This window comes from Caldimonas taiwanensis NBRC 104434 (assembly GCF_001592165.1).
Classification (GTDB): domain Bacteria; phylum Pseudomonadota; class Gammaproteobacteria; order Burkholderiales; family Burkholderiaceae_C; genus Caldimonas; species Caldimonas manganoxidans.
In genome coordinates this window covers 84468-104505 of record NZ_BCWK01000001.1, presented here as the reverse complement: position 1 = coordinate 104505, position 20038 = coordinate 84468, and the positions used below count along the sequence as shown (strand labels likewise).

The 20038-nt window shown below is 68.5% G+C and carries 23 protein-coding genes; 9 read left to right on the top strand and 14 right to left on the bottom strand.

Translation table 11 applies throughout. The features are described from left to right. The first annotated feature begins 58 nt into the window (after window positions 1-58). Window positions 59-694 carry a MarC family protein gene (locus CTA01S_RS00565; protein ID WP_019561497.1) on the top strand — a complete coding sequence of 212 codons (636 nt, stop codon included), beginning with the start codon at window positions 59-61 and terminating at the stop codon, window positions 692-694. Here CTA01S_RS00565 and CTA01S_RS00560 read toward each other — a convergent pair. Together CTA01S_RS00560 and CTA01S_RS00555 are read right to left on the bottom strand one after the other, a co-directional pair. Further along, window positions 687-1133, bottom strand: a complete 447-nt coding sequence (locus CTA01S_RS00560) for an OsmC family protein (RefSeq protein WP_019561498.1) — start codon at window positions 1131-1133, stop codon at window positions 687-689. The two genes, CTA01S_RS00565 and CTA01S_RS00560, sit on opposite strands and share 8 nt — an antisense overlap. A gap of 8 nt (window positions 1134-1141) precedes the next feature. Beyond that, window positions 1142-2002 carry an MBL fold metallo-hydrolase gene (locus CTA01S_RS00555; protein ID WP_062191016.1) on the bottom strand — a complete coding sequence of 287 codons (861 nt, stop codon included), beginning with the start codon at window positions 2000-2002 and terminating at the stop codon, window positions 1142-1144. 107 nt (window positions 2003-2109) lie between these two features. On the opposite strand from CTA01S_RS00555, the gene CTA01S_RS00550 reads away from it, so the two are divergent. The 4 genes from CTA01S_RS00550 to CTA01S_RS00535 are packed head-to-tail and all read left to right on the top strand — an operon-like array spanning window position 2110 to window position 5136. After that, window positions 2110-2421, top strand: a complete 312-nt coding sequence (locus tag CTA01S_RS00550; protein ID WP_019561500.1) for an ArsR/SmtB family transcription factor — start codon at window positions 2110-2112, stop codon at window positions 2419-2421. An 11-nt stretch (window positions 2422-2432) separates the two neighbouring features. Further along, on the top strand, window positions 2433-2864 hold the full coding sequence (locus tag CTA01S_RS00545; protein ID WP_062191440.1) for a YeeE/YedE family protein: 432 nt from the start codon (window positions 2433-2435) through the stop codon (window positions 2862-2864). 45 nt (window positions 2865-2909) lie between these two features. Next, window positions 2910-3344 carry a YeeE/YedE family protein gene (locus tag CTA01S_RS00540; protein ID WP_019561502.1) on the top strand — a complete coding sequence of 145 codons (435 nt, stop codon included), beginning with the start codon at window positions 2910-2912 and terminating at the stop codon, window positions 3342-3344. Between the two features lie 10 nt (window positions 3345-3354). Then, window positions 3355-5136 (top strand): SulP family inorganic anion transporter, encoded by a 1782-nt coding sequence (locus CTA01S_RS00535; RefSeq protein WP_062191013.1) that lies wholly within the window; start codon window positions 3355-3357, stop codon window positions 5134-5136. Here CTA01S_RS00535 and CTA01S_RS00530 read toward each other — a convergent pair. Further along, entirely contained in the window at window positions 5060-5602 is a 543-nt protein-coding gene (locus CTA01S_RS00530) for a queuosine precursor transporter (RefSeq protein ID WP_062191010.1), read from the bottom strand. The genes CTA01S_RS00535 and CTA01S_RS00530 overlap by 77 nt on opposite strands. A 168-nt stretch (window positions 5603-5770) precedes the next feature. Between CTA01S_RS00530 and CTA01S_RS00525 the strand changes: the two genes are divergently transcribed. Both CTA01S_RS00525 and CTA01S_RS00520 read left to right on the top strand, forming a co-directional pair. Further along, the gene (locus CTA01S_RS00525) at window positions 5771-7423 is read left to right on the top strand and encodes a GMC family oxidoreductase (RefSeq protein ID WP_062191437.1); all 1653 of its coding nucleotides are present in this window, start codon (window positions 5771-5773) and stop codon (window positions 7421-7423) included. 9 nt (window positions 7424-7432) lie between these two features. Then, on the top strand, window positions 7433-8131 hold the full coding sequence (locus CTA01S_RS00520) for a LysE family transporter (protein WP_062191007.1): 699 nt from the start codon (window positions 7433-7435) through the stop codon (window positions 8129-8131). Window positions 8132-8152: 21 nt separating this feature from the next. On the opposite strand, the gene chrA is transcribed toward CTA01S_RS00520, so the two are convergent. The 11 genes from chrA to CTA01S_RS00465 form a co-directional block, all read right to left on the bottom strand. Further along, the gene (gene chrA / locus CTA01S_RS00515; RefSeq protein ID WP_019561507.1) at window positions 8153-9487 is read right to left on the bottom strand and encodes a chromate efflux transporter; all 1335 of its coding nucleotides are present in this window, start codon (window positions 9485-9487) and stop codon (window positions 8153-8155) included. A 110-nt stretch (window positions 9488-9597) separates the two neighbouring features. Next, a complete protein-coding gene (gene arsB / locus CTA01S_RS00510) occupies window positions 9598-10623 on the bottom strand; it encodes an ACR3 family arsenite efflux transporter (protein WP_062191003.1) in 1026 nt (341 codons plus the stop codon). Window positions 10624-10631: 8 nt separating this feature from the next. Further along, complete coding sequence (locus CTA01S_RS00505; protein ID WP_062191000.1) at window positions 10632-11135, bottom strand: arsenate reductase ArsC; 504 nt, start codon at window positions 11133-11135, stop codon at window positions 10632-10634. 24 nt (window positions 11136-11159) lie between these two features. Next, window positions 11160-11537, bottom strand: a complete 378-nt coding sequence (locus tag CTA01S_RS00500; protein WP_019561510.1) for an ArsR/SmtB family transcription factor — start codon at window positions 11535-11537, stop codon at window positions 11160-11162. Between the two features lie 87 nt (window positions 11538-11624). Next, window positions 11625-12251, bottom strand: coding sequence for a LysE family translocator (locus tag CTA01S_RS00495; protein WP_062191435.1), 627 nt, complete (start codon window positions 12249-12251; stop codon window positions 11625-11627). Window positions 12252-12447: 196 nt separating this feature from the next. Continuing rightward, window positions 12448-12753, bottom strand: a complete 306-nt coding sequence (locus CTA01S_RS16700; protein WP_019561512.1) for an SHOCT domain-containing protein — start codon at window positions 12751-12753, stop codon at window positions 12448-12450. Then, window positions 12753-13433, bottom strand: a complete 681-nt coding sequence (locus CTA01S_RS00485) for a hypothetical protein (protein ID WP_062190997.1) — start codon at window positions 13431-13433, stop codon at window positions 12753-12755. Before CTA01S_RS00485 ends, CTA01S_RS16700 begins: the two co-directional genes overlap by 1 nt. Window positions 13434-13607: 174 nt before the next feature. After that, window positions 13608-14948, bottom strand: a complete 1341-nt coding sequence (locus tag CTA01S_RS00480) for a sigma-54-dependent transcriptional regulator (RefSeq protein ID WP_062190995.1) — start codon at window positions 14946-14948, stop codon at window positions 13608-13610. Then, window positions 14933-16489 (bottom strand): sensor histidine kinase, encoded by a 1557-nt coding sequence (locus CTA01S_RS00475; RefSeq protein WP_157451262.1) that lies wholly within the window; start codon window positions 16487-16489, stop codon window positions 14933-14935. The genes CTA01S_RS00480 and CTA01S_RS00475 overlap by 16 nt, the downstream gene beginning before the upstream one ends. Before the next feature lie 97 nt (window positions 16490-16586). Then, window positions 16587-16913 (bottom strand): hypothetical protein, encoded by a 327-nt coding sequence (locus CTA01S_RS00470; protein ID WP_019561516.1) that lies wholly within the window; start codon window positions 16911-16913, stop codon window positions 16587-16589. 99 nt (window positions 16914-17012) lie between these two features. Continuing rightward, window positions 17013-17207 (bottom strand): YgaP family membrane protein, encoded by a 195-nt coding sequence (locus tag CTA01S_RS00465; RefSeq protein ID WP_062190992.1) that lies wholly within the window; start codon window positions 17205-17207, stop codon window positions 17013-17015. 212 nt (window positions 17208-17419) lie between these two features. On the opposite strand from CTA01S_RS00465, the gene CTA01S_RS00460 reads away from it, so the two are divergent. Together CTA01S_RS00460 and CTA01S_RS16995 are read left to right on the top strand one after the other, a co-directional pair. Beyond that, window positions 17420-19540, top strand: a complete 2121-nt coding sequence (locus CTA01S_RS00460; RefSeq protein WP_157451261.1) for a sensor histidine kinase — start codon at window positions 17420-17422, stop codon at window positions 19538-19540. 71 nt (window positions 19541-19611) lie between these two features. Then, a complete protein-coding gene (locus tag CTA01S_RS16995; RefSeq protein WP_062190985.1) occupies window positions 19612-19974 on the top strand; it encodes a DUF2061 domain-containing protein in 363 nt (120 codons plus the stop codon). The last annotated feature ends 64 nt before the right edge of the window (window positions 19975-20038 follow it).

Genomic DNA, 20038 nt, shown 5'->3' with positions numbered 1-20038 from the left:
GTGCGGCCGCGGCGAGCGCACGGCAAAATCGAAGCCCACCTGCCATGCCCCCCCGCCCATGGATCTCCTCAAGCCCCTCATTGCGCTGCTAGCCATCGTGAACCCCATCGGCGTGGTGCCGTTCTTCATTCACTTCACGCAAGGCTTCAGTGAGGCGCAACGCCGCCGCACGATCCGCGTCAGCGCCTTCACCGCGTTTTTGGTGGTGTCCATCAGCGCGCTGGCGGGCTTGCGCATCATCGAGTTCTTCGGCATTTCGATCGCGTCGTTCCAGGTGGGCGGCGGCATGCTGCTGCTCATCAGCGCGCTGCAGATGCTGCAGGCGCAGCAGGCCGAAACGCGCAAGGAGGATGTGGACGAAGGCGAATCGAAGGCCGACGCGGGCGCCAGCATCGCGGTGGTGCCGCTGACGATTCCGCTGCTCACCGGCCCGGCGACGATCTCGACGATGGTGATCTACGCCCAGCAGACGCGCCACTGGTGGCAGCTGGCCGTGTTGGTCGGCTATGGCGTGGTCATCGGTGCGGCCGCTTTCCTGGCGCTGTCGGCCGCCGGGCGCATTGCGCGGCTGCTGGGGCGCACGGGCATCAATGTGATGACCCGGCTGATGGGCTTGATTCTGGCGGCCCTGGCCGTGGAAATCATGGCCGAGGGGCTGCTCAAGCTCTTTCCGGCACTGGGCGGGGCTACTTGAGGCGCGCGCCCTCGGCGTCGAAGACCTGCACCTCCATGGGGATGCCAGCGCCCACGCTTTGCGTAACGGTGCAGAAGGCCTCGAACTGCGACAGCACGCGGTCCAGGTGCTCGAGCTGCGCCGCAGGCACGCCCAGGCGCAGCACCGCCTCTATCTTCAGCACACGCAGCCGGCCTTCGGCGTTGCGGCCTACCGCCGCCGTCACCTGAGCGTTCAGTGGCTCAGGGGTCTGGCGGTACTTGCGCAAGGCGAACAGCAGGGAATCGCTCAAACAGTTGCCCACGGCGGCGGCCAGGAGCTGCACCGGCGACGGCCCGGTGCCGCCACCCAGCGGCGGGGGTTCGTCGCCGATGAGCGCAGGCACGGTACCGCCGAAGACGATCTCGAATCGGTAGTCCTGCTGCTGTTGCAGGCGCACGGTGACCTGGGAATCGCTCATGGGGGGCCTCACAAGGCGTTGACGGGGATCTTCAGGTAGGACACACCGTTGGCATCGGGTGGCGGCATCTCACCAGCGCGAATGTTCACCTGCACCGAAGGCAGGATCAGCGTGGGCATCTCCAGCGTGGCATCGCGTTGGGTGCGCATGCGCACGAATTCCTCTTCGCTGATGCCATCACGGATGTGGATGTTGTGCGCACGCTGCTCGGCCACGGTCGATTCCCAGGCCGGCGCCCGCCCCGCGGGCGGGTAGTCGTGGCACATGAACAGCCGCGTCTGCGGCGGCAAGCTCAGCAGCTTGCGCACCGAGCGGTACAGCGCGTGCGCGTCGCCGCCGGGAAAGTCGCATCGGGCCGTTCCCACGTCGGGCATGAACAAGGTATCGCCCACGAAAACCGCATCGCCCACCTGATAGGCCATGCAGGCCGGGGTGTGCCCCGGCACCGACATGGCCCGCGCCTGCAGCTGACCGATGGAGAAGACTTCCTCATCGTGCAGCAAGTGGTCGAACTGCGCCCCGTCGGTGCGGAACTCCGGCTCCAAATGGAAGATGCGCTTGAAGACGTCTTGCACCCGTGTGATGGCCGCCCCAATGGCGATGCGCCCGCCCAGGCGGCCCCGCAAGTAATGCGCGGCCGAGAGGTGATCGGCATGGGCGTGGGTTTCGAGGATCCACTGCACCGTCAAGCCCTGGGCTTGCACGAAGTCGATGATTTTGTCGGCCGAGGTGGTGCGGGTGCGGCCCGATTTGGGGTCGAAGTCCAACACCGAGTCGATCACCGCCGCATCCCCACCGGGGCGGTCATAGACCACATAGCTGACCGTCCAGGTGGCCGGGTCGAAGAAGGCTTGCACATTGGGGTTCATGGTCGTCAATCGGCAAAGGTCAGGATGAGAACAATATATTGACTGATAGTTTGTTTGTCAATATACTATCTTCATCTTAATCATTGATCTCCTCCGGCCCCCAGAAGATGCAGACCGATTTCGACCTGGAGCCCAGCCGAGTGCGCTCGGCCGCCGACGCCGCCTGTCGGCTGTTGAAGGTGCTGTCCAACCCAGACCGCTTGTTGCTGTTGTGCGAGCTCACACAAGGCGAGCGCCGCGTGGGCGAGCTCGAAAGCCTGTGCGGCATCGCCCAGCCCACGCTGTCGCAGCAGCTGGGCGTGCTGCGCGAGGAAGGCTTGGTGGCCACCCGGCGTGAGGGCAAGCACATCTATTACCGCATCGACAGCCCCCAAGCCTTGGCAGTGATGCGGGTGTTGTACGAACAGTTTTGTCAGTGAGGCTGCACATGATCACGATCGATTGGACCCATTTCACTCCTGGACTGTCCTTGGCCGGCGGGCTGCTGCTGGGCGTGGCCGCCGCCTTGTTCATCTTGCTCAACGGCCGGGTGCTGGGCATCAGCGGCATCGTGGCCGGCTTGCTGCGTCCGCGCCGCGGAGATGCCGGCTGGCGGCTGGCCTTCGTGCTGGGCTTGCTGGCCGCACCGGCGGTGTATGCCGTGCTGGCGCCGCTGCCGCAGGCGCGCATCGACGCCGATTGGGGGGTGCTGGTGATCGCCGGCCTGCTCGTGGGCCTGGGCACGCGCTACGGCGCAGGCTGCACCAGCGGTCACGGCGTGTGCGGGCTGTCGCGCCTGTCGCCACGCTCGCTGGTGGCCACGTTGGCCTTCATGGGCGCGGGCTTCCTCACGGTGTACCTGGTGCGCCATGGGTTCGCCTGAAGTTCGCCTGTCTCGACATACGGACATCGGAGTAGGAGCGCCACCATGCAACGTTTGACGGAATTCGCCGTGGGCCTGATCTTCGGGTTGGGCCTCATCCTCTCGGGCATGACCGATCCGGGCAAGGTGCTCGGTTTTCTGGATGTGTTCGGCGCCTGGGACCCTTCGCTGGCCTTCGTGATGGGGGGGGCCATCGCGGTGGGCGTGGGCGCTTTCGCCGTGGCCCGGCGCCGCACCACCAGTTTCCTGGGCGGCGCCATGCACCTGCCGCAGCGGCGTGACATCGACCGCCGGCTGGTGTGGGGCAGCCTGACCTTCGGCGTGGGCTGGGGCTTGGCCGGCTTCTGCCCGGGCCCGGCGCTGGTGTCGCTGGGCGCGCTGCAACCGAAGGCGTTGGTGTTCGTGTTGGCGATGTTGGCCGGCATGGCGATCTACGAATACCTCGAGGCCGCGCAGGACAAGCAGGCCGGCTCCCGCTGAGACAAGCGAGATGGCAATGCACGTGCTGCCGCAGTGGCTGCGACACTATCGCCGCCCATGGCTGGCTGGCGATCTGACGGCCGGCCTGATCGTCACGGTGATGCTGATTCCGCAGAGCCTGGCCTATGCCATGCTCGCCGGCCTGCCGCCGCAAGTGGGTCTGTACGCCAGCTTGTTGCCGCTGGTGGCCTACGCCCTGATCGGCTCGAGCATGACGCTGGCCGTCGGCCCGGTGGCCGTGGCCTCGCTGATGACGGCCAGTGCCTTGCAACCGCTGGCCACTGCCGGCTCGCCCGAGTATGTGTCGCTGGCCATGCAGCTGGCCCTGCTGTCCGGGGTGATGCTGCTGGTCTTTGGCGCGCTGCGCCTGGGCTTCGTCGCGCATCTGCTCAGCCACCCGGTCATCAGCGGCTTCATCAGCGGTTCGGCCATCGTGATCAGCGTCGGTCAGCTGCCGTCTCTGCTGGGTTTGAATGTCCCGGCCCATGGCGTGTGGGACACCTTGCATGGCCTGCTCACGGCCCTGCCCCAGACCCAACCGGTCACCCTGGCGCTGGGCGCCGGCAGTGTGCTGTGTCTCTGGCTGGCGCGCCGCCATCTCGCGCCCGCCTTGACGCGGCTGGGCGTGCCGCCGGCGGTGGCCGAGCTGCTGAGCAAACTCGCCCCGATGGCGGCGGTATTGATCTCCACGGCCTTGGTCGCCCTGCTGGATCTGTCCCGCACGGCCGGGGTGCGCATCGTGGGGGCCGTGCCCCAGGGGCTGCCGTCGCTGACGCTGCCGCTGCCCAACCTGGACACGGTGGGTGCGCTGCTGCTGCCGGCCTTGTTGATTGCCTTGGTCGGATTCGTCGAAAGCGTCTCGGTCGCGCAGTCGCTGGCGCTGAAGCGGCAAGAGCGCATCCACCCCAATCGCGAGCTGCTGGGCCTGGGCGCGGCCAATGTGGCCAGCGCCTTGTCCGGCGGCTATCCGGTCACGGGCGGCTTTGCACGTTCGGTCGTGAACTTTGCCGCCGGCGCCCGCACGCCCTTGGCCGGCGTGATTTCCGCCGTGCTGATGGCCGTGGTGGTGGCCGCCTTCACCGACGTGTTCTATCACTTGCCCAAGGCCGTTCTGGCCGCCACCATCATCGTGGCCGTGACCGCCTTGATCGACACGCGCACGCTGCGCGATGCCTGGCGTTACGACCGCGGCGACGCACTGTCCCTGCTGGCCACGGCCTTCGGCGTGATCGCGCTCGGTGTGGAGGCCGGCATCGCCATCGGCGTGGCCTGCTCGCTGGGGGTGCTGGTGTGGCGCAGCAGCCATCCGCACATCGCGGTCGTGGGCCGCGTGCCTGGCACGCAGCACTTCCGCAATGTCGAGCGCCACCAGGTGGAGACGGTGCCGGGCCTGCTGGCGCTGCGGGTGGATGAAAGCCTGTACTTCGCCAATGCCGCAGTGATCGAGGACCGCATCGAGGCCCATCTGGCGGCCCAGCCCGAGATCCGCCAGGTATTGCTGGTGTGCCCGGCGGTCAATCAGATCGACACCACCGGCCTGGGCATGCTCACCGAATTGCAGCGCAGCCTGGCGCGGCGTGGGATCACGCTGGCCTTGTCCGAAGTGAAGGGCCCGGTGATGGACCGTCTGCGACACACGCCCCTGGGGCACGCCCTGGAAGGCCAGATTTTCCTGAGCACGCACGAGGCCTTCGAACACGCTCGGCGCCGCCTGATCAACGCGCCGTCGGCACCCAAGCCTGCAAGCGGGGCAGCATGGCGCGGTACGGGGCCAGCAGCACCACGGCCATGAGCCACTTGATCGCGAGGTCGCCCGCGCCAAGCGCCAACCAATCGAACTCGCTGCCGGCAAAGGCGATGTAGAAGAAGATCGCCGTGTCGATCACCGAGGCCAGCAGCGAGCCGATGAGCGGTGCCTTCCACCAGCTCGCCTGACGCAAGCGGTTGAAGACGGCGATGTCCAGGCCCTGCGAGACCAAAAAGGCCGCCCCGGAGGCCACCGCGATGCGCCACGGGGCCAACCACAGCGAGACGACCACGGCCACCACGAAGCCCACGGCCACCACGCGGCGCGCCGCCGAGGGGCCCACGGCCCGGTTGGTGAGATCGGTGACCAGGAAGATGAGCGGATAGGTGAATGCGCCCCAGGTGAGCCAGTCGTTGATGACGAACTGGACCAGCACGTTGGACAGCACGATCACGCCGGCCATCGCAAGGAGGGGGCGCCACAAGACGCGAAGCTCTGGAATCATGGACATGGCAGGGCGCATTGTCTCGCGCACCGCGGCGTTCCGCCAGGAGGGCGCTCATTGTTCTGCATGGTGAACAATGAGGTCAGGATTCCGCCGCCGGGCCGATGCTCCCCGGGCGGGGGCTGGCACTAGACTGGCACTTGAAGGTGGAGGGCGCAAGAGATGTCGCAAGCGATGCACAGTCAGCCGTTCGACTACGTCATCGTCGGCGCGGGCACGGCCGGCTGCTTGTTGGCCAACCGGCTCAGTGCCGATGCCTCCAAGCGGGTCCTGCTCCTGGAAGCCGGCGGGCGCGACACCTACCCCTGGATCCACATTCCGGTGGGTTATCTCTATTGCATCGGCAACCCGCGCACCGATTGGCTGTACCACACCGAGCCCGACGCCGGGCTCAATGGCCGCCGGCTGCGCTACCCGCGCGGCAAGGTGCTGGGCGGCTGCTCCAGCATCAACGGCATGATCTACATGCGCGGTCAATCGCGCGACTATGACGGATGGGCCCGCCTCACGGGCGACCCGGCCTGGCGCTGGGAGGTCTGCCTGCCCTTCTTCAAACTGCATGAAGACCATTGGCGCCTGGACGAGCCCGACCCCAGCAACCCGGGTTTTCGCCAGCTGCACGGCCACGGCGGCGAATGGCGGGTGGAAAAGCAACGCCTGCGCTGGGAGGTGCTCGACGCCTTCGCGCAGGCTGCGCAACAGGCGGGCATTCCGGCCACGGACGATTTCAATCGCGGCACCAACGAAGGCGTGGGCTACTTCGAGGTGAACCAACGCCGCGGCTGGCGCTGGAACGCGACCAAAGCTTTTCTGCGACCGGTGCTCGACCGTCCCAATCTGACGGTGTGGACGCATGCCCAGGCCAGCCGGCTGCTGCTCACGCGTGCCGACGACGGCCGGTGGCGCGCCAGCGGCGTGGAGGTGCACACCCGCCACGGCGTGCACCATGTGCGGGCCTTGCGCGAGGTGCTGCTGGCGGCCGGGGCCATCGGCTCGCCGCAACTGCTGCAGCTGTCGGGCATCGGCCCGGGGCCTTGGCTGCACGAGCACGGCATCGAGTTGCGCCATGAGCTGCCAGGGGTGGGCGAGAACCTGCAAGACCATTTGCAGATCCGCGCGGTGTACGCGGTGCGGGGCGTGCCCACGTTGAACACGCTTGCCCACTCACTGAGGGGGCGCCTGCGCATCGGCCTGGAATACGCCCTCAAGCGCAGCGGGCCGATGAGCATGGCGCCTTCGCAGCTGGGCGCCTTTACCCGCTCGTCGCCAGCGCACACCTGGCCCAATGTGGAATACCACGTGCAGCCGCTGTCGCTGGAGGCCTTCGGCGAGCCGCTGCACCGCTTCGATGCCTTCACGGCCAGTGTCTGCAACCTCAACCCCACCAGCCGCGGGCAGGTGCGCATCCGCTCCCCGCGCTTCGAGGACGCCCCCCGCATCATGCCGAATTACCTCTCCACGCCTGAAGACCGCCAAGTGGCCGCCGACTCGCTGCGCCTGACACGGCGCATCGTCGCGCAGCCGGCCCTGGCGAAGTACCAGCCCCAAGAAGTCAAGCCTGGCATGCAGTACCAAAGCGACGAGGAACTCGCCCGTCTGGCCGGCGACATCGCCACCACCATCTTTCACCCGGTGGGCACGTGCCGCATGGGCGCGGCCGACGACCCCGGCGCCGTGGTCGATACGCGGCTGCGCGTGCGCGGCGTGGACGGCCTGCGCGTGGTGGATGCCAGCGTGATGCCCACCATCACCAGCGGCAACACCAATGCGCCCACGTTGATGATCGCCGAGCGGGCCGCGCAGTGGATCGCCGAGGCGCACCGCTAAGATCGCACGATGCTTGCCCTGTTCACTGCCGCCTTCGTGCTGGGCCTGATCTTCAATGCCGCGCCCGGCGCCGTTTTTGCCGAAACCGTGCGCCAAGGCGTGCGCGGGGGCTTCCGCCCGGCCTTGGCCGTGCAGGTGGGCTCGCTGGTGGGCGATGCCACCTGGGCCGTGCTGGGCCTGGCCGGCATCGGTGTGCTGCTGCAAGTGGATGCCCTGCGCTGGCCCGTCGGCGTGGCCGGCGTGGCCTATCTGGTCTGGCTGTCTTGGGACGCCTGGCGCGCGGCCAGCCAGGAGTTCCAGCTCGACGCCGCAGCGGCCGCCCCCACGCCCTCGTCGCGCGCGCTGCGCTCGGGCATGACTCTCTCACTGACCAACCCCCACAACATCGCCTTCTGGGCCGCACTGGGCAGCGCGCTGGGCGCCGTCGGCGTGGAACACCCGACCGCGGCCGACTATGGCCTGTTCCTGGCCGGCTTCATGGCCTCGTCGGTGCTGTGGTGCTTCGTCTGCGCAGCCATCGTGGACCGTCTGTTCCGTCGCGCCGGGCCGGCCTGGGCGCGCCTCACGTACCGGCTTTGCGCGGCGGCCTTCCTGGCCCTGGCCTTGGCCTCGTTGCGCGACCTGATGGTCACGCGCGCAGTGCCCTCGACGGCGCCGCCTGCGCCGCTCGTGCAAGGGCTCGAACATCCGCGGCCCTCTGGGTCCTGAGGCTCGGGTCGCCGGGCCCGCTCACCCCAGCGTGACGGCAAGGCCGACCAGGGCGCAGCCCCCCAGCAGCGGCATCACCCCCAGCCCGAAGCGAAACAGCGCCACGGCCGCGCCCGCGGTCATCACCGCCGAGACGACATCGAAGCGGCCCTCGAACCCCTGGGGCCACAACACGTGATAAGCGAAAAACAGCGCCAGCTGCAGGATCACGCCGACCACCGCGGCGGTGACGGCCGACAACGGCGCGGTGAACCCCAGCTTGCCATGCGTGGCCTCCACCATGGGCCCGCCGGCCAGAATGAACAAAAAGGACGGCAAGAAGGTGAAGAAGGTGGCCACCGAGGCCGCCACCACCCCGCCCCAGAAAGGCGACTGCCCCGCCCATGCCGGCTGCAGCCAGCCCCCCACGAAACCGACGAAAGCCACCACCATGATGAGCGGACCCGGCGTGCTTTCGCCCAGGGCCAGCCCATCGATCATCTGCGGCCCGCTGAGCCATTGGTAGTGCTCCACCGCCCCCTGGTACACATAAGGCAGCACGGCATAGGCGCCGCCGAAAGTCAGCAGCGCGGCCTTGGTGAAGAACCAGCCCATCTGCACGAGCATGCCGTCCCAGCCCTGCGCGGCCACGAGCACGGCCAGCACGGCCGCCCACAGGCCCACGCCGACGGCCAGCACCTTCAGCAACCGGGCACGCGAGAAGCGCACATGCGGCGGCGCCGGCGTGTGGTCATCGATCATGGCCGGCCGCTCGTCCTGCGAGGCCAAGCCGTGCCCGCCCCCCAGGACGAACACCGCCGGCCAGCGCCGCGCGCCTAGCCAGCCGACCAAGGCGGCGGCCATCACGATGGCCGGAAACGGCACCCCAACGGCGAAGCTGGCCAAGAAGGCCGCTGCCGCAAGCCCCCACATCCAACCGTTCTTCAACACCCGGCTGCCGATGCGGTAGGCCGCATGCAGCACGATGGCCGTCACCGCCGGCTTGATGCCGTAGAACAGGCCCGCCACCACCGGCAGGTGGCCCCAGCGCAGGGAGACCCAGCCGAGTGCGATCAACATGAACAGCGAGGGCAGCACGAACAGCGTGCCCGCCACGAGGCCGCCCCAGGTGCGGTGCATCAGCCAGCCGATGTAGGTAGCCAGCTGCTGAGCTTCGGGGCCGGGCAGCAGCATGCAATAGTTCAATGCATGCAAGAAGCGCTTCTCGCTGATCCAGCGACGGCGCTCGACCAGCTCGCCGTGCATGATGGCAATCTGCCCTGCCGGTCCGCCAAAGCTGATGAAGCCCAGCTTGAGCCAAAAGCGCAAGGCTTCGCCGAAGGGCACCTGCGCAGGAGGTGAGGACGAGGCTGTCATGGCCGCATTGTCTGCCGAACACGCGCAACGGCCGCGAGGCCACCGGCGCGCCGCATGCCGCCGGCGCGCGCCATGCCGCCGGGCTCACCGCCCGCCGCAGAGCCGACCGATCAATGCGCCGGCGCGAACGATGCGCGGCGACGGCGATTGACCCACCAGACCAGCGACAGCATCACCGGCACCTCGACCAGCACGCCCACCACCGTGGCCAAGGCCGCGCCGGAATGCAGGCCGAACAGCGAGACGGCCACGGCCACGGCCAGCTCGAAGAAGTTGCTGGTGCCGATCAGGCAGGCCGGGCCGGCGATCGCATGCGGCAGGCGCAACAGTCGAGCGCCAACCCAGGCCACGGCGAAGATGCCATAGGTCTGCAGCACCAGCGGCAACGCGATCATCGCGATCACCAAGGGCTGCGACACCAGCGTGTCGGCCTGCAAGCCGAACAACAACACCACGGTGGCCACCAGCCCGGCCATCGAGGCCGGCTTGAGCCGCTCCATGAAGTCGCTGACGGCCCGCGGCGAGCGGCGCTGCAACACACGCCGCGTGGCCATGCCGGCCAACAAAGGCAGCACCACGTACAGCACGGTGGACAGCAGCAGCGTTTCCCACGGCACGGCCAGCTCGGTCACACCGAGCAAGAACGCCGCGATGGGGGCATAGGCCACCACCATGATGAGGTCGTTCACCGACACCTGCACCAGCGTGTAGGCGGCATCGCCTTTGACCAGCTGGCTCCAGACGAACACCATGGCCGTGCAGGGTGCTACGCCCAGCAAGATCATTCCGGCGATGTACTGGTGCGCCGATGACGGATCGACCCAGGGGGCGAAGACATGCTCGAAGAACAGCACCGCCAGCCCTGCCATCGTGAACGGCTTGATGAGCCAGTTCACCACCAGCGTGAGCGCCAAGCCCCCGGGCCGCTGCCCGACCTGACGCACCGCCGACCAATCGATCTGGATCATCATCGGGTAGATCATCATCCAGATGAACAGGGCCACCACCCCATTGACATGCGCGAACTCCATCGCGGCGATGAGCTGGAAGACGCCGGGCACCAACGAGCCCAGGCCCACGCCGGCCAAGATGCCCAGTCCGACCCACACGGTGAGGTAACGCTCGAACACTCCCATGGTGAGACTCAACGCTGGCCGATGTCGGTGATCTCGCGCTGCAGGGCGAGTCGGTCGAGCGAGGCCAGCGGCAGGGCCAGCATCAACTCGATACGGCGCTTCAAGACGGTGGCGACGTCCCAATAGGCACGCGCCTTGTCCTCGTCGCTGCCTTGCACCCGCGACGGATCGGGCACGCCCCAGTGAGCCGTCATCGGCTGGCCCGGCCACACCGGACACACCTCGCCGGCGGCCTGGTCACACACGGTGATCACGAAGTCCATGACCGGCGCGCCGGGCTGGGCGAATTCCGACCAGTCCTTGCTGCGAAACCCCTCGACAGCCACCTGCATCTTGGCCAGCGTCTGCAGCGCCAGGGGTTGGATGGCGCCCGCCGGATGGCTGCCCGCCGAGTAGGCGCGAAAGCGCCCGCCCCCCAGGTGATTGAGCAAGCCCTCGGCCATGATCGAGCGGGCCGAATTGTGGGTGCACAGGAACAGCACGTGATAGACCTTGTGACTGGATGCGTTCATGGTGTGAATGTGTGCGGGTAAGCCTCAACAAGAAGCGCCGCCGCGGCCCGACGGCGCCATCACGGACGCAAGTCCGCAGTCCGCGCCCTGACAGCAATGCTGGGTGAGGTAAGCCAGCAGCCCGTTCATGCGCGCGATCTGCGGGCGATAGATGAGATGGCGGCCGTCGCGCTCCTGGCTGACCAGGCCGGCGTGCATCAGCTCCTTCAGGTGAAAAGACAGCGTCGAGGCGGTCACGCCCAGCACGGCGCCCAAATCACCCGGGGTCATGCCCGAGGGGCCGGCCCCCACCAAGGTGCGGAAGATGCGCAGCCGCGCACCTTGGGCCAGGGCGCCCAGGGCGCGCAGCGCCACCGTTTCGTCCACCGCTTCGATGGGCATCCCCACACGCTGGGCAAACATGCTCATGGTCTGCAACCCATCGATATTTCTATGATTATCGAATTATAAACGGCCCATGTGTCCGTTCGGTGACGACGGCTCCCCCCCTCAGCGGGAGACGATCAGCCGCAACCCCAGGCCCACGAAGACGGCGCCGGCCACGCGGTCCAGCCACAGACCGATGCGCGGCGTCTTGTGCAGCCACTGGCCGATGACGCCCGAAAACAGTCCCAGCAGCGAAAACAGAATCGCGGCCTGCAGTGTGAAGACCACCCCCAGCTGCGCCATTTGCCAGCCCACGTGGCCACGCGCGGGCAGCACGAACTGCGGCAGGAAAGACAGGAAGAACAGCACCACCTTGGGATTGATGGCGTTGGCGAACACGCCCTTGAAAAACAAGCGCCGCAGCGACGCCTCCCCCAGGCCATCGCGCACGACCTGCGCGCTGCCGCGACTGCGCAAGGCCTGCACGCCCAGCCAGATCAGATACAGCCCGCCGACGATCTTCAACACCGAAAACGCCATGGGCGAGGCCGCGATCACCGCGCTGACGCCAACGACGGCCAGCGCCGTGTGACTCAGGCAGCCCAGCGCACACCCCAGCCCAAACGCCACCCCGTGGCGCCGCCCCTTGCTGATGCCCATGCCAAGCACCATGAGATTGTCCGGACCCGGCGACACGGTGATGAGGACGGCGGCCAGCAGAAAGCCGAAGAATTGTTCGGGAGTGAGCATGGTGGCCACAGCTTACTTCAACCGGCGCGGCGCGGGGCAGCGGCCTCCAGGGCCGCTTGCGCTTCGGTGGAGCAGCCCAGCGCCGCGTGCGCCCGGGCACGCCCGGGCCTTGGTCGCGTCTGACCACACCCGCGACGCATTCGGTCCGCGCAGCGGCGATGCCCGAGCGACACCCTGGGGCGACCGCCCTGGCGCCTCAGCGCAGGTCGGTGTCGAGCAGGTCCAGCTTGCGCTGCAGGTACTCCTCGCGCCCGATGTCGCCGGCGGCATAGCGGCGATCCAGCTCCTCCAGCGCCAACCGGCGGCGTCGATCACCACGCCTGCTCAGCGGCTGATCGCTGGACATCCACCACAAGCCCACGGCCAGCAGGCCCAGGATCACGACCAAGCCGCCCAGCAAATCCCACACATGCGGTGGGAACAGGCCGGCGGGGCCGGCGCACGCGCTCAGCGCCAGCAGCGGCGCCAACCCCAGCCCACGCCTCAGCGTTGCGGCGACCATCAGCGCCCCCCGTACAGAGGTTGCAACGCGTCGAGGCTGGGGCCGAGCTGGACCGCCTCCAAGGCCGTGCCATGCGCGCTGCGCGTGCCCAGACCCGAAGCCGCCAAGCGCTGCCCCACGGCCAGCGGCTGCAGCAGTCCATGCGGCGGAAAACGCACGATGTCGCCGTTGTCGAGGATGGCCCCGTTGATTTCGCCACGCGCTCCGGTCAGCACGGTGGTCACTTGCCCGGCCGTCTGCAAGGGCTGCAGCTGCGCGGCGCGCAGGTGGCGCGGCAAGGGGCGTTCGTTCCACGCCGGCGGCTGGTCGATGACGCTGGCCCCGCTGGCCGCATCGATGACCGCATAGGCTTTGATCTGCCCCAGCGCCTGGGGCCGGCCGAACACGCGCACCGTGCGTCCTGGCGCGGCCACCTCGGCCAGCTGTGGGCCCAAATGCGGCGGGAAGCGCACCACCCGACCGTCGGTCAGCAGCAAGCCGTCCACATCGCCATAGGGGTTGACCAGCAAACGCTGCACTGCCGCCTCGGCCACTGGCGCGCCGGCAGGCGGCCAGGCCGCCTGATGCGGCGCCGGCCCATGGTGCGGCGGCCGTGCCACCGCCGCTCCGGCCGCCAAGCTGCCGCCCACAACCGCAAGCAGGCCACAGAACCAAGCAGGAACTCGTCGAGCAGACTTCATGGAAGACACCTCCGATGAGTGGGTTGCGAAACTGAGGTGTCAAACCCTGGGCAAGCCCCGTGCCAGAAATTTTTCTCTTGAAAATCAAAGACTTGCTACAACCCTCCGGGGCCAAGCGTCACACCATGTGACGCCTGCGGCGTCCGCTGTGGTGACAGTGGCGCGCTGCGCGGCTCAGTCCAAGCCGTGGGCTTGCAGCTTGCGGTAGAGCTGTTGGCGGTGCAGGCCCAGGCGACGCGCGGCTTCGGCCCGGTTGCCGCCGGCGGCGGCCAAGGCCCGTTGCAGCATCATGCGCTCGACGGTGGCCAGCGCCGGCTCCAACGGGCCGTCCCAATCGATGTCGAGGCTGGGGCCGCCCGCGGCGGCGGCCGCGGCCTCCAGCCCCAGGGCCGCCGGTTCGATCACCGGCCCACTGGTCAACGCCACGGCCCGCTCGATGGCATTGCGCAGCTCGCGCACGTTGCCTGGCCAACGGTGGCCCAGCAAGGCACGCGCCGCCGCAGGCGACAGCCGCTTGCCCGAGCCGCTGGCGCGCAAGAAATGCTCGGCCAGCAGCACCACATCGGCCAAGCGCTCGCGCAGCGGAGGCAACTCGATGCTCAGCACATTGAGCCGGTACCACAAATCGCTGCGAAACCGGCCCTGCGCGACCATCTCGTGCAACGGACGGTGGGTGGCGGCCACCACGCGCACGTCCACCGGGTGGCTGTGGTGCGCGCCCACGGGCGTGACCTCCCGCTGCTGCAGCACCCGCAGCATCTTGGCCTGCATGGCCAGCGTCATGTCGCCGATCTCGTCGAGGAACAAGGTGCCGCCGTCGGCCTGCCGGAAGCACCCCAGGCGGTCTTGCGTGGCGCCGGTGAAGGCCCCTTTGACATGACCGAACAGCTCGCTTTCGAGCAGCTCGGCCGGCACCGCCGCGCAATTGATGGCCACGAAGGGCCCGTCACGGCGCTCGCTGTGACGATGCAGCGCGCGGGCCACCAGCTCCTTGCCGGTGCCGGTCTCGCCCAGCACCAGCACGGTGACATCGCTGGCGGCGGCTTGGCCGATGCGCTTGAGCACGCGACGCATCGCCTCGCTGCTGCCCACCAGCTCGTGCGCCGTGGCATCCGGCGGCAAGGCCGTCGCCGGCGTCTGCGCCAAGGCCGCGCGCTGCGCCAGGGCACGACGCACCACCTCCTGCAAATCTTGGCGCCCCAAAGGCTTGGTCAGGTGATCGAAAGCGCCCAATCGCATGGCCTCGATGGTGTTGGCACCGCTGGCATGGGCGGTCAAGACCACGCAAGGCAGCTGCGGAGCCAGTTCACCGGCGCGGCGCAAGAAGCTCAAGCCGTCCTCATCGGGCAAGCGCAAATCCACGAAAGCCAAGGCCAGCTCGTCCTGCGCGGCCAGATGCGCCAGCGCCTGCGCCACGGTGGCCGCCGGCACGGCCTCGTGCCCCAAGTCGCCCAAGGCCTCGGCCAAGCCAGCACGAAACCCCGCGTCATCGTCCAGGATCAGGATGCGCGCCATGGCAATTCGATGCAAAAACAAGCCCCATGCGGCTGCACCGGCTGGTGAGTGACCCGTCCGCCATGCGCCTGCGCGATCTCCCGCACCAAGGCCAATCCCAGCCCGGTGCCGCCGGCGCGCCCGGTGGCAAACGGCTCGAACAAATGCGGCAGCAAGTCCGCCGGCACCCCCGGGCCGTCATCGCGGACGCACAGATGCAGCCAGGCCGACTCGCCGCGGGCCTGCAGCACGACATGCCCGCCGGCCGGCGTGTGCGCCAAGGCATTGAGCAACAGATTGTCCAGCGCGCGCGACAGCGCCGCCGGATCGATGCACACGGGCGGCGCCGAGGCGCCATCCCAGGGCGGCTCTAGCCGGCAGGTCAAACTCACGCCACGCTGCTGCGCGGCCTCGGCATGACGATGCAGCTGGGCGGGCAACCAGTCGTGCAAGACCACCGGCTCCGGTTGCACCCGAAACGGCTGCGTCAGGGTCAACAAACTGTCCACCAAGGATGCGATGCGGGCCGATTGCTCCAAGACCGCCTGCAAGGCCCCGCGCGCGCGTTCACGCTCCAGCGGCGCGGGGGCCGACAGCGCGTTCTCCGCCTTCAGCCGTATGGTGGCCAGCGGGTTGCGGATCTCATGGGCCAGCCCGGCCGACAAGCGCCCCAAAGCCGCCAGCCGGGCGGCTTGGGCCAGCTCGGCGCTGAGCCGCTCGGCCTGCTCGCGGGCCCGCTGCGCACGCACGGCATGGTCGTTGAGCGCCGCCCCCAGTCGATCCAGCTCCGGCACCCCGGTGGGCGGCACCCACGGCTGCGGCGCGGCCGGCGGCGGCGTGGACAAGGCGCGCTCCAAAGTCTGCAAACCGCGCCCCCAGCGTGTCAGCGTCCAACCCAGCCAGCCGCCGCTGAGCACCACGAAGCCGAGCAACAACCCCAGCGCGAACGTCAAATGCTCCAAGGCCTCGGCAGCCACCGTGGGCACCCGCTTGAGCGTCCAGCCCACCATGGTCGGCTGCGGCGCTTGATCTGGGCATGCATGCAACACCACCGTCTCGCGCAGGCCCGGACGCACCTCCGTCAAGGCCTGCGCCGCGGCATGCGCCCGTGCGGCCAACGCCTCGATGCGCTCGCGCTCGGCCTCGGGCACGTCTCGCTTGATGCCCGAGCCGTCATACGTGGGGAACGCATAGGCCACCACCCCGCGCCCTCGCTGCCACAGCCCCCCTTCCACCCCGGGCATGTCGCGCAGCGCCAGATCGATGGCCGCCTCCATGGCGGCAGGAGCGTCGGCCACCGACAGCTGGGCAGCTCGCGCCTGCGCGGCCACCATCTCCGCGCAGGCCGCGCCGACACGCACCACTGCGGTGCGCACCAAGGCCTCGGCCCCTTGACGGCTCAAGGACCACACGGTCCAGGCCAACGTCAAGGCCACCACCGCGATCGACACCCACAGCATCGCCAGCCCCTGCCCCAAGGACAGGCCGGCCCGACGATGCAGCCAGGGCCATCGCGGCATCACAGGGCCCACGCGGGGGCGGGGATCGAAGGAATCGGCCATGCACAGGGTCGCGCTTCTGACGCAGCCCCGCCTGGACGGCGCTCAGCAGGGCTGTGCTGGGCCGCAGTGTAAGCCGATCGCCTCCGGCCGCAGCGCCTCAGCGCAGACGGCCCACGTAGCGCTGCTGCACGACCTCGGGGGCCGATCGCGCCAAGGGCTCATCGGGCTGGCGCTCCCAGGCCGGCCGCGGTGGCATGGCAAGGGCGCGCGGCCGCTGTGGCTGCATCGCCCGCTCGAGCTTGTCGGCCCAGGACTGCAGCTCCTCATCGGGCTGCCGGCGGCACACACGGATGATCTCCTGGGCATAGTCCCAATTCGCCGCCATCCATTCGGGGTCGGTCACCCGCCCCACTTTGCGGCGCAACAGCACATGCAGGTGCGCCGCGATGGCCAGACGATCACTTTCCGATGGGCTTGCGCTCACGCGAAAACTCCTGCAACGAGAGACTGCCCCCGCCCTCAAGCAAGCACCGCGCCAACGTCACCCTGTCTGCGGCCGCCTCCGGCACGCAGGCTGCGCGCTTCAGCGCCGGTCCAAGGGGCAAGTGCTCAGGCCCAGCAAGCTGTACAACGGGCACATCCGGAACAGCCCGGTCAGCAGCGGCACCACGCCGATGTAGCCCCAAAGGCCCACGGTGCCGGTGGCCGCCAGCGCGACCAACACCAGCCCCAGAACGATGCGCGCGATGCGGTCGATCCCGCCCACATTGGCTTTCATGTTCGCAACTCCTTGCCCCACCGCTGGCGGTGTGGCATGCACACAGGGCCACAGTGTGCGCGCAGCACCGCCGCCGGGCTTGATCTGCCTCAACCCCACGATGCGCCGGACCTCGAGCGCCCCCGCCCCGCGGGGGACTAGGGCGGCCCCTGCCCCCAGGACGGCGCGCCGGCTTTACATTTTGGATCTGCTGGCTGTCGTCGCATCGCACCTTGAGCTCCACCCCCGCTTGCCCCACCCCTCCGATGCCGGCCGAAGCCTTGCTGGCGGCCATTGGACAGGTGCAGCGGCAGTTCATTGAAGAAGCCAATCTGCCCAGGGCCTTCGATGGCTTGCTGAGTGTGTTGCTGCGCGTCACCGGCAGCGAATATGGCTTCATCGGCGAGGTCTGGCAGGAGCCGGGCCGCACCGCGCCGGCTTTGCGCATGTTGGCCATCTCCGACATCGCCTGGGACGAAGCCTCGCGCCAGATGATGGCCCTGCATCGCCAGGGCCGCTTGGTGTTTCGCTCGCTCGACTCCTTGTTCGGGCGCGTGATCCAAAGCGGCCAGCCGGTGCTGTCCAACGACCCGCGGCACGATCCGCGCTCGGGTGGGCTGCCGCCGGGGCACCGCGTGATGGACAACTTCCTGGGGCTGCCCTTCTTCCGCGGCGATGAGCTGCTGGGCATGGTCGGCGTGGCCAACCGGCCTGGCGGCTACGATCCGAGCCTGATCCAGGCCCTGCAGCCGCTGCTGACCACCTGCGCGGCACTGACGACGGCCGCCCGCGCCGAAGCCGGCCGCCGGCAGGCCGAAGCGGCCTTGCGCCTGAGCGAGGCACGCTGGCAATTCGCCTTGGAAAGCGCTGGCGACGGCGTGTGGGATTGGGACCTCGATGCCGATCGGCTGGCCTATTCCCCGCTGGGCTTGGCCGCCTTGGGGTATGCCGAAGGCCAGGTTGGGCCCCGCATGAGTGACTGGGTGGCATTGGTGCATCCCGACGACCGCGCCGCCTGCCACCAGGCCATCGTGGCCCACCTGCAAGGACGGACCCCCATGATGCGCAGCCAGCACCGCTTGCGCGCGGCCGATGGTCGCTACCGCTGGGTGCTCATGCGCGGCAAAGTGATCGACCGCCATCCCGACGGCCGCGCCCGCCGGGCCGTGGGGGTGGTCACCGACATGAGCGCAACGCTGGCACAACAAGCCGCCGCCGAAGAAGCCATGGCCACGCTGCGCAAGCTGGCGCGCCAAGCCCCGGGGGTGCTCTACCAGTTCCGCTTCCATCCCGATGCTCGCATGAGCTTTCCTTACGCCAGCGAGAACTTCGAATCCTTGTTCGGCGTGCCGCTGGCCGAGGTCCAAGACGATGTCATGCGGCTCATCGCGCGCGTGCACGATGCCGACCGAGCCGGCCTGCTGGCCTCGATCTTCGAAGCCAGCCGCAACGTCACCCCGTGGATGCACGAGTTCCGCTTCGTGCGTCCCGATGGCGCGGTGCGTTGGATCATGGGGCATTCCAGCCCCGAGCGGGAAGACGACGGCTGCGTGCTCTTTCACGGCTTTCTGACCGACATCACCGAGCGCAAGCACCTGCAGGACGAACTGGCGCGCATGGAAGAAATGCGCCGCGCCCGCGCCGCCGCCGAAGCGGCCAACCGGGCCAAGACGGTCTTTTTGTCGCACATGAGCCATGAGCTGCGCACCCCGCTCAATGCGGTGCTGGGCTTTGCACAGCTGCTGCGTGACGACCCCAGCCTGAGCCTGCCGCCGTCGCGGCGCCAATGGGTGGAGCACATCCATGCGGCCGGCCAGCATCTGCTGGGCATGATCACCGACTTGCTCGACCTCACCCGCATCGAGGCCGGCGCGCTGCTGGTGCGCCAGGACACCATCCCGCTGGACGAAGTACTCGAAGAATGCCTGAGCATGCTGCGCCCCCAGGCCGACGCCGCTCAGATCGGCCTGCATGCGCCGGCCCCCAGCGGCCTGAGCGTCCAAGGCGACCGCCAACGCTTGCGCCAGATCTTGCTCAACCTGGTGGGCAATGCCATCAAGTACAGCCCGTCCGGCAGCGAGGTCTGGGTGCACACCGGCCACCAAGGGGAGCGAGTGGCCATCTCGGTGCGCGACAGCGGCCCGGGCATCCCGCCCGAGCGGCGTGACGAACTCTTCACGCCCTTCAATCGCCTGGGCCGCGAACACGGCCGCATCGACGGCGCCGGCGTGGGCCTGGCCCTGTCCCAAGGGCTGGCCCGGCTGATGGGCGGGCAGATCCACGTGGACAGCCAGCCCGGCCAAGGCAGCACCTTCACCTTGGAGCTGCGGGCCGCGCCCTATGCTCAAAATTGATTCGATCAATTGGAATTTGAACTCCGAAAGCGCCAGACTATTCATAAGACGCATTCGCAACGGAGTTCCTCATGGTCAAGACCGTCTGTTTCGGACTGATGCATTTGTCCATCGCCTTTGGCATTGGCTATGCACTCACCGGTGACGTGGCCATCGCCGGCGCGATCAGCTTGCTGGAGCCCTTGGCCAATACCGTGGCCTTTTATTTCTTCGACCGCTACTGGGGACATCCTCTGTGGCGCCGCCTGGCCAATAAAGTCAGGGCTCACTTTGGCTTGGACCCCTTGGAGCCCCCGACCCAGCCGTCTTCATCGGCCAATGCCCCTGCCCGTCACTGGCTCGGATGCGTGCACTGCCACCTGCAGGCCCAGCGGCCACGGCGCCCCGACGGCCCGATGCTGGCGGTTCGCCCCCGGCTGCGCGGCACCGCCTGAGCCGCCGCCCTCGGCCGCCTTGTCGGCGCCCGACTGACGGACCGCGTCCGCAAAGTCTGCTATC

Excerpts from the sequence above, each read along its gene's own strand:
- CTA01S_RS00565 (WP_019561497.1), top strand. The coding sequence starts at position 59 with ATGGATCTCCTCAAGCCCCTCATTGCGCTGCTAGCCATCGTGAACCCC.
- CTA01S_RS00560 (WP_019561498.1), bottom strand. The coding sequence starts at position 1,133 with ATGAGCGATTCCCAGGTCACCGTGCGCCTGCAACAGCAGCAGGACTAC.
- CTA01S_RS00555 (WP_062191016.1), bottom strand. The coding sequence starts at position 2,002 with ATGAACCCCAATGTGCAAGCCTTCTTCGACCCGGCCACCTGGACGGTC.
- CTA01S_RS00550 (WP_019561500.1), top strand. The coding sequence starts at position 2,110 with ATGCAGACCGATTTCGACCTGGAGCCCAGCCGAGTGCGCTCGGCCGCC.
- CTA01S_RS00540 (WP_019561502.1), top strand. The coding sequence starts at position 2,910 with ATGCAACGTTTGACGGAATTCGCCGTGGGCCTGATCTTCGGGTTGGGC.
- CTA01S_RS00535 (WP_062191013.1), top strand. The coding sequence starts at position 3,355 with ATGGCAATGCACGTGCTGCCGCAGTGGCTGCGACACTATCGCCGCCCA.
- CTA01S_RS00530 (WP_062191010.1), bottom strand. The coding sequence starts at position 5,602 with ATGTCCATGATTCCAGAGCTTCGCGTCTTGTGGCGCCCCCTCCTTGCG.
- CTA01S_RS00525 (WP_062191437.1), top strand. The coding sequence starts at position 5,771 with ATGCACAGTCAGCCGTTCGACTACGTCATCGTCGGCGCGGGCACGGCC.
- CTA01S_RS00520 (WP_062191007.1), top strand. The coding sequence starts at position 7,433 with ATGCTTGCCCTGTTCACTGCCGCCTTCGTGCTGGGCCTGATCTTCAAT.
- chrA (WP_019561507.1), bottom strand. The coding sequence starts at position 9,487 with ATGACAGCCTCGTCCTCACCTCCTGCGCAGGTGCCCTTCGGCGAAGCC.
- arsB (WP_062191003.1), bottom strand. The coding sequence starts at position 10,623 with ATGGGAGTGTTCGAGCGTTACCTCACCGTGTGGGTCGGACTGGGCATC.
- CTA01S_RS00505 (WP_062191000.1), bottom strand. The coding sequence starts at position 11,135 with ATGAACGCATCCAGTCACAAGGTCTATCACGTGCTGTTCCTGTGCACC.
- CTA01S_RS00500 (WP_019561510.1), bottom strand. The coding sequence starts at position 11,537 with ATGTTTGCCCAGCGTGTGGGGATGCCCATCGAAGCGGTGGACGAAACG.
- CTA01S_RS00495 (WP_062191435.1), bottom strand. The coding sequence starts at position 12,251 with ATGCTCACTCCCGAACAATTCTTCGGCTTTCTGCTGGCCGCCGTCCTC.
- CTA01S_RS16700 (WP_019561512.1), bottom strand. The coding sequence starts at position 12,753 with ATGGTCGCCGCAACGCTGAGGCGTGGGCTGGGGTTGGCGCCGCTGCTG.
- CTA01S_RS00485 (WP_062190997.1), bottom strand. The coding sequence starts at position 13,433 with ATGAAGTCTGCTCGACGAGTTCCTGCTTGGTTCTGTGGCCTGCTTGCG.
- CTA01S_RS00480 (WP_062190995.1), bottom strand. The coding sequence starts at position 14,948 with ATGGCGCGCATCCTGATCCTGGACGATGACGCGGGGTTTCGTGCTGGC.
- CTA01S_RS00475 (WP_157451262.1), bottom strand. The coding sequence starts at position 16,489 with ATGGCCGATTCCTTCGATCCCCGCCCCCGCGTGGGCCCTGTGATGCCG.
- CTA01S_RS00465 (WP_062190992.1), bottom strand. The coding sequence starts at position 17,207 with ATGAAAGCCAATGTGGGCGGGATCGACCGCATCGCGCGCATCGTTCTG.
- CTA01S_RS16995 (WP_062190985.1), top strand. The coding sequence starts at position 19,612 with ATGGTCAAGACCGTCTGTTTCGGACTGATGCATTTGTCCATCGCCTTT.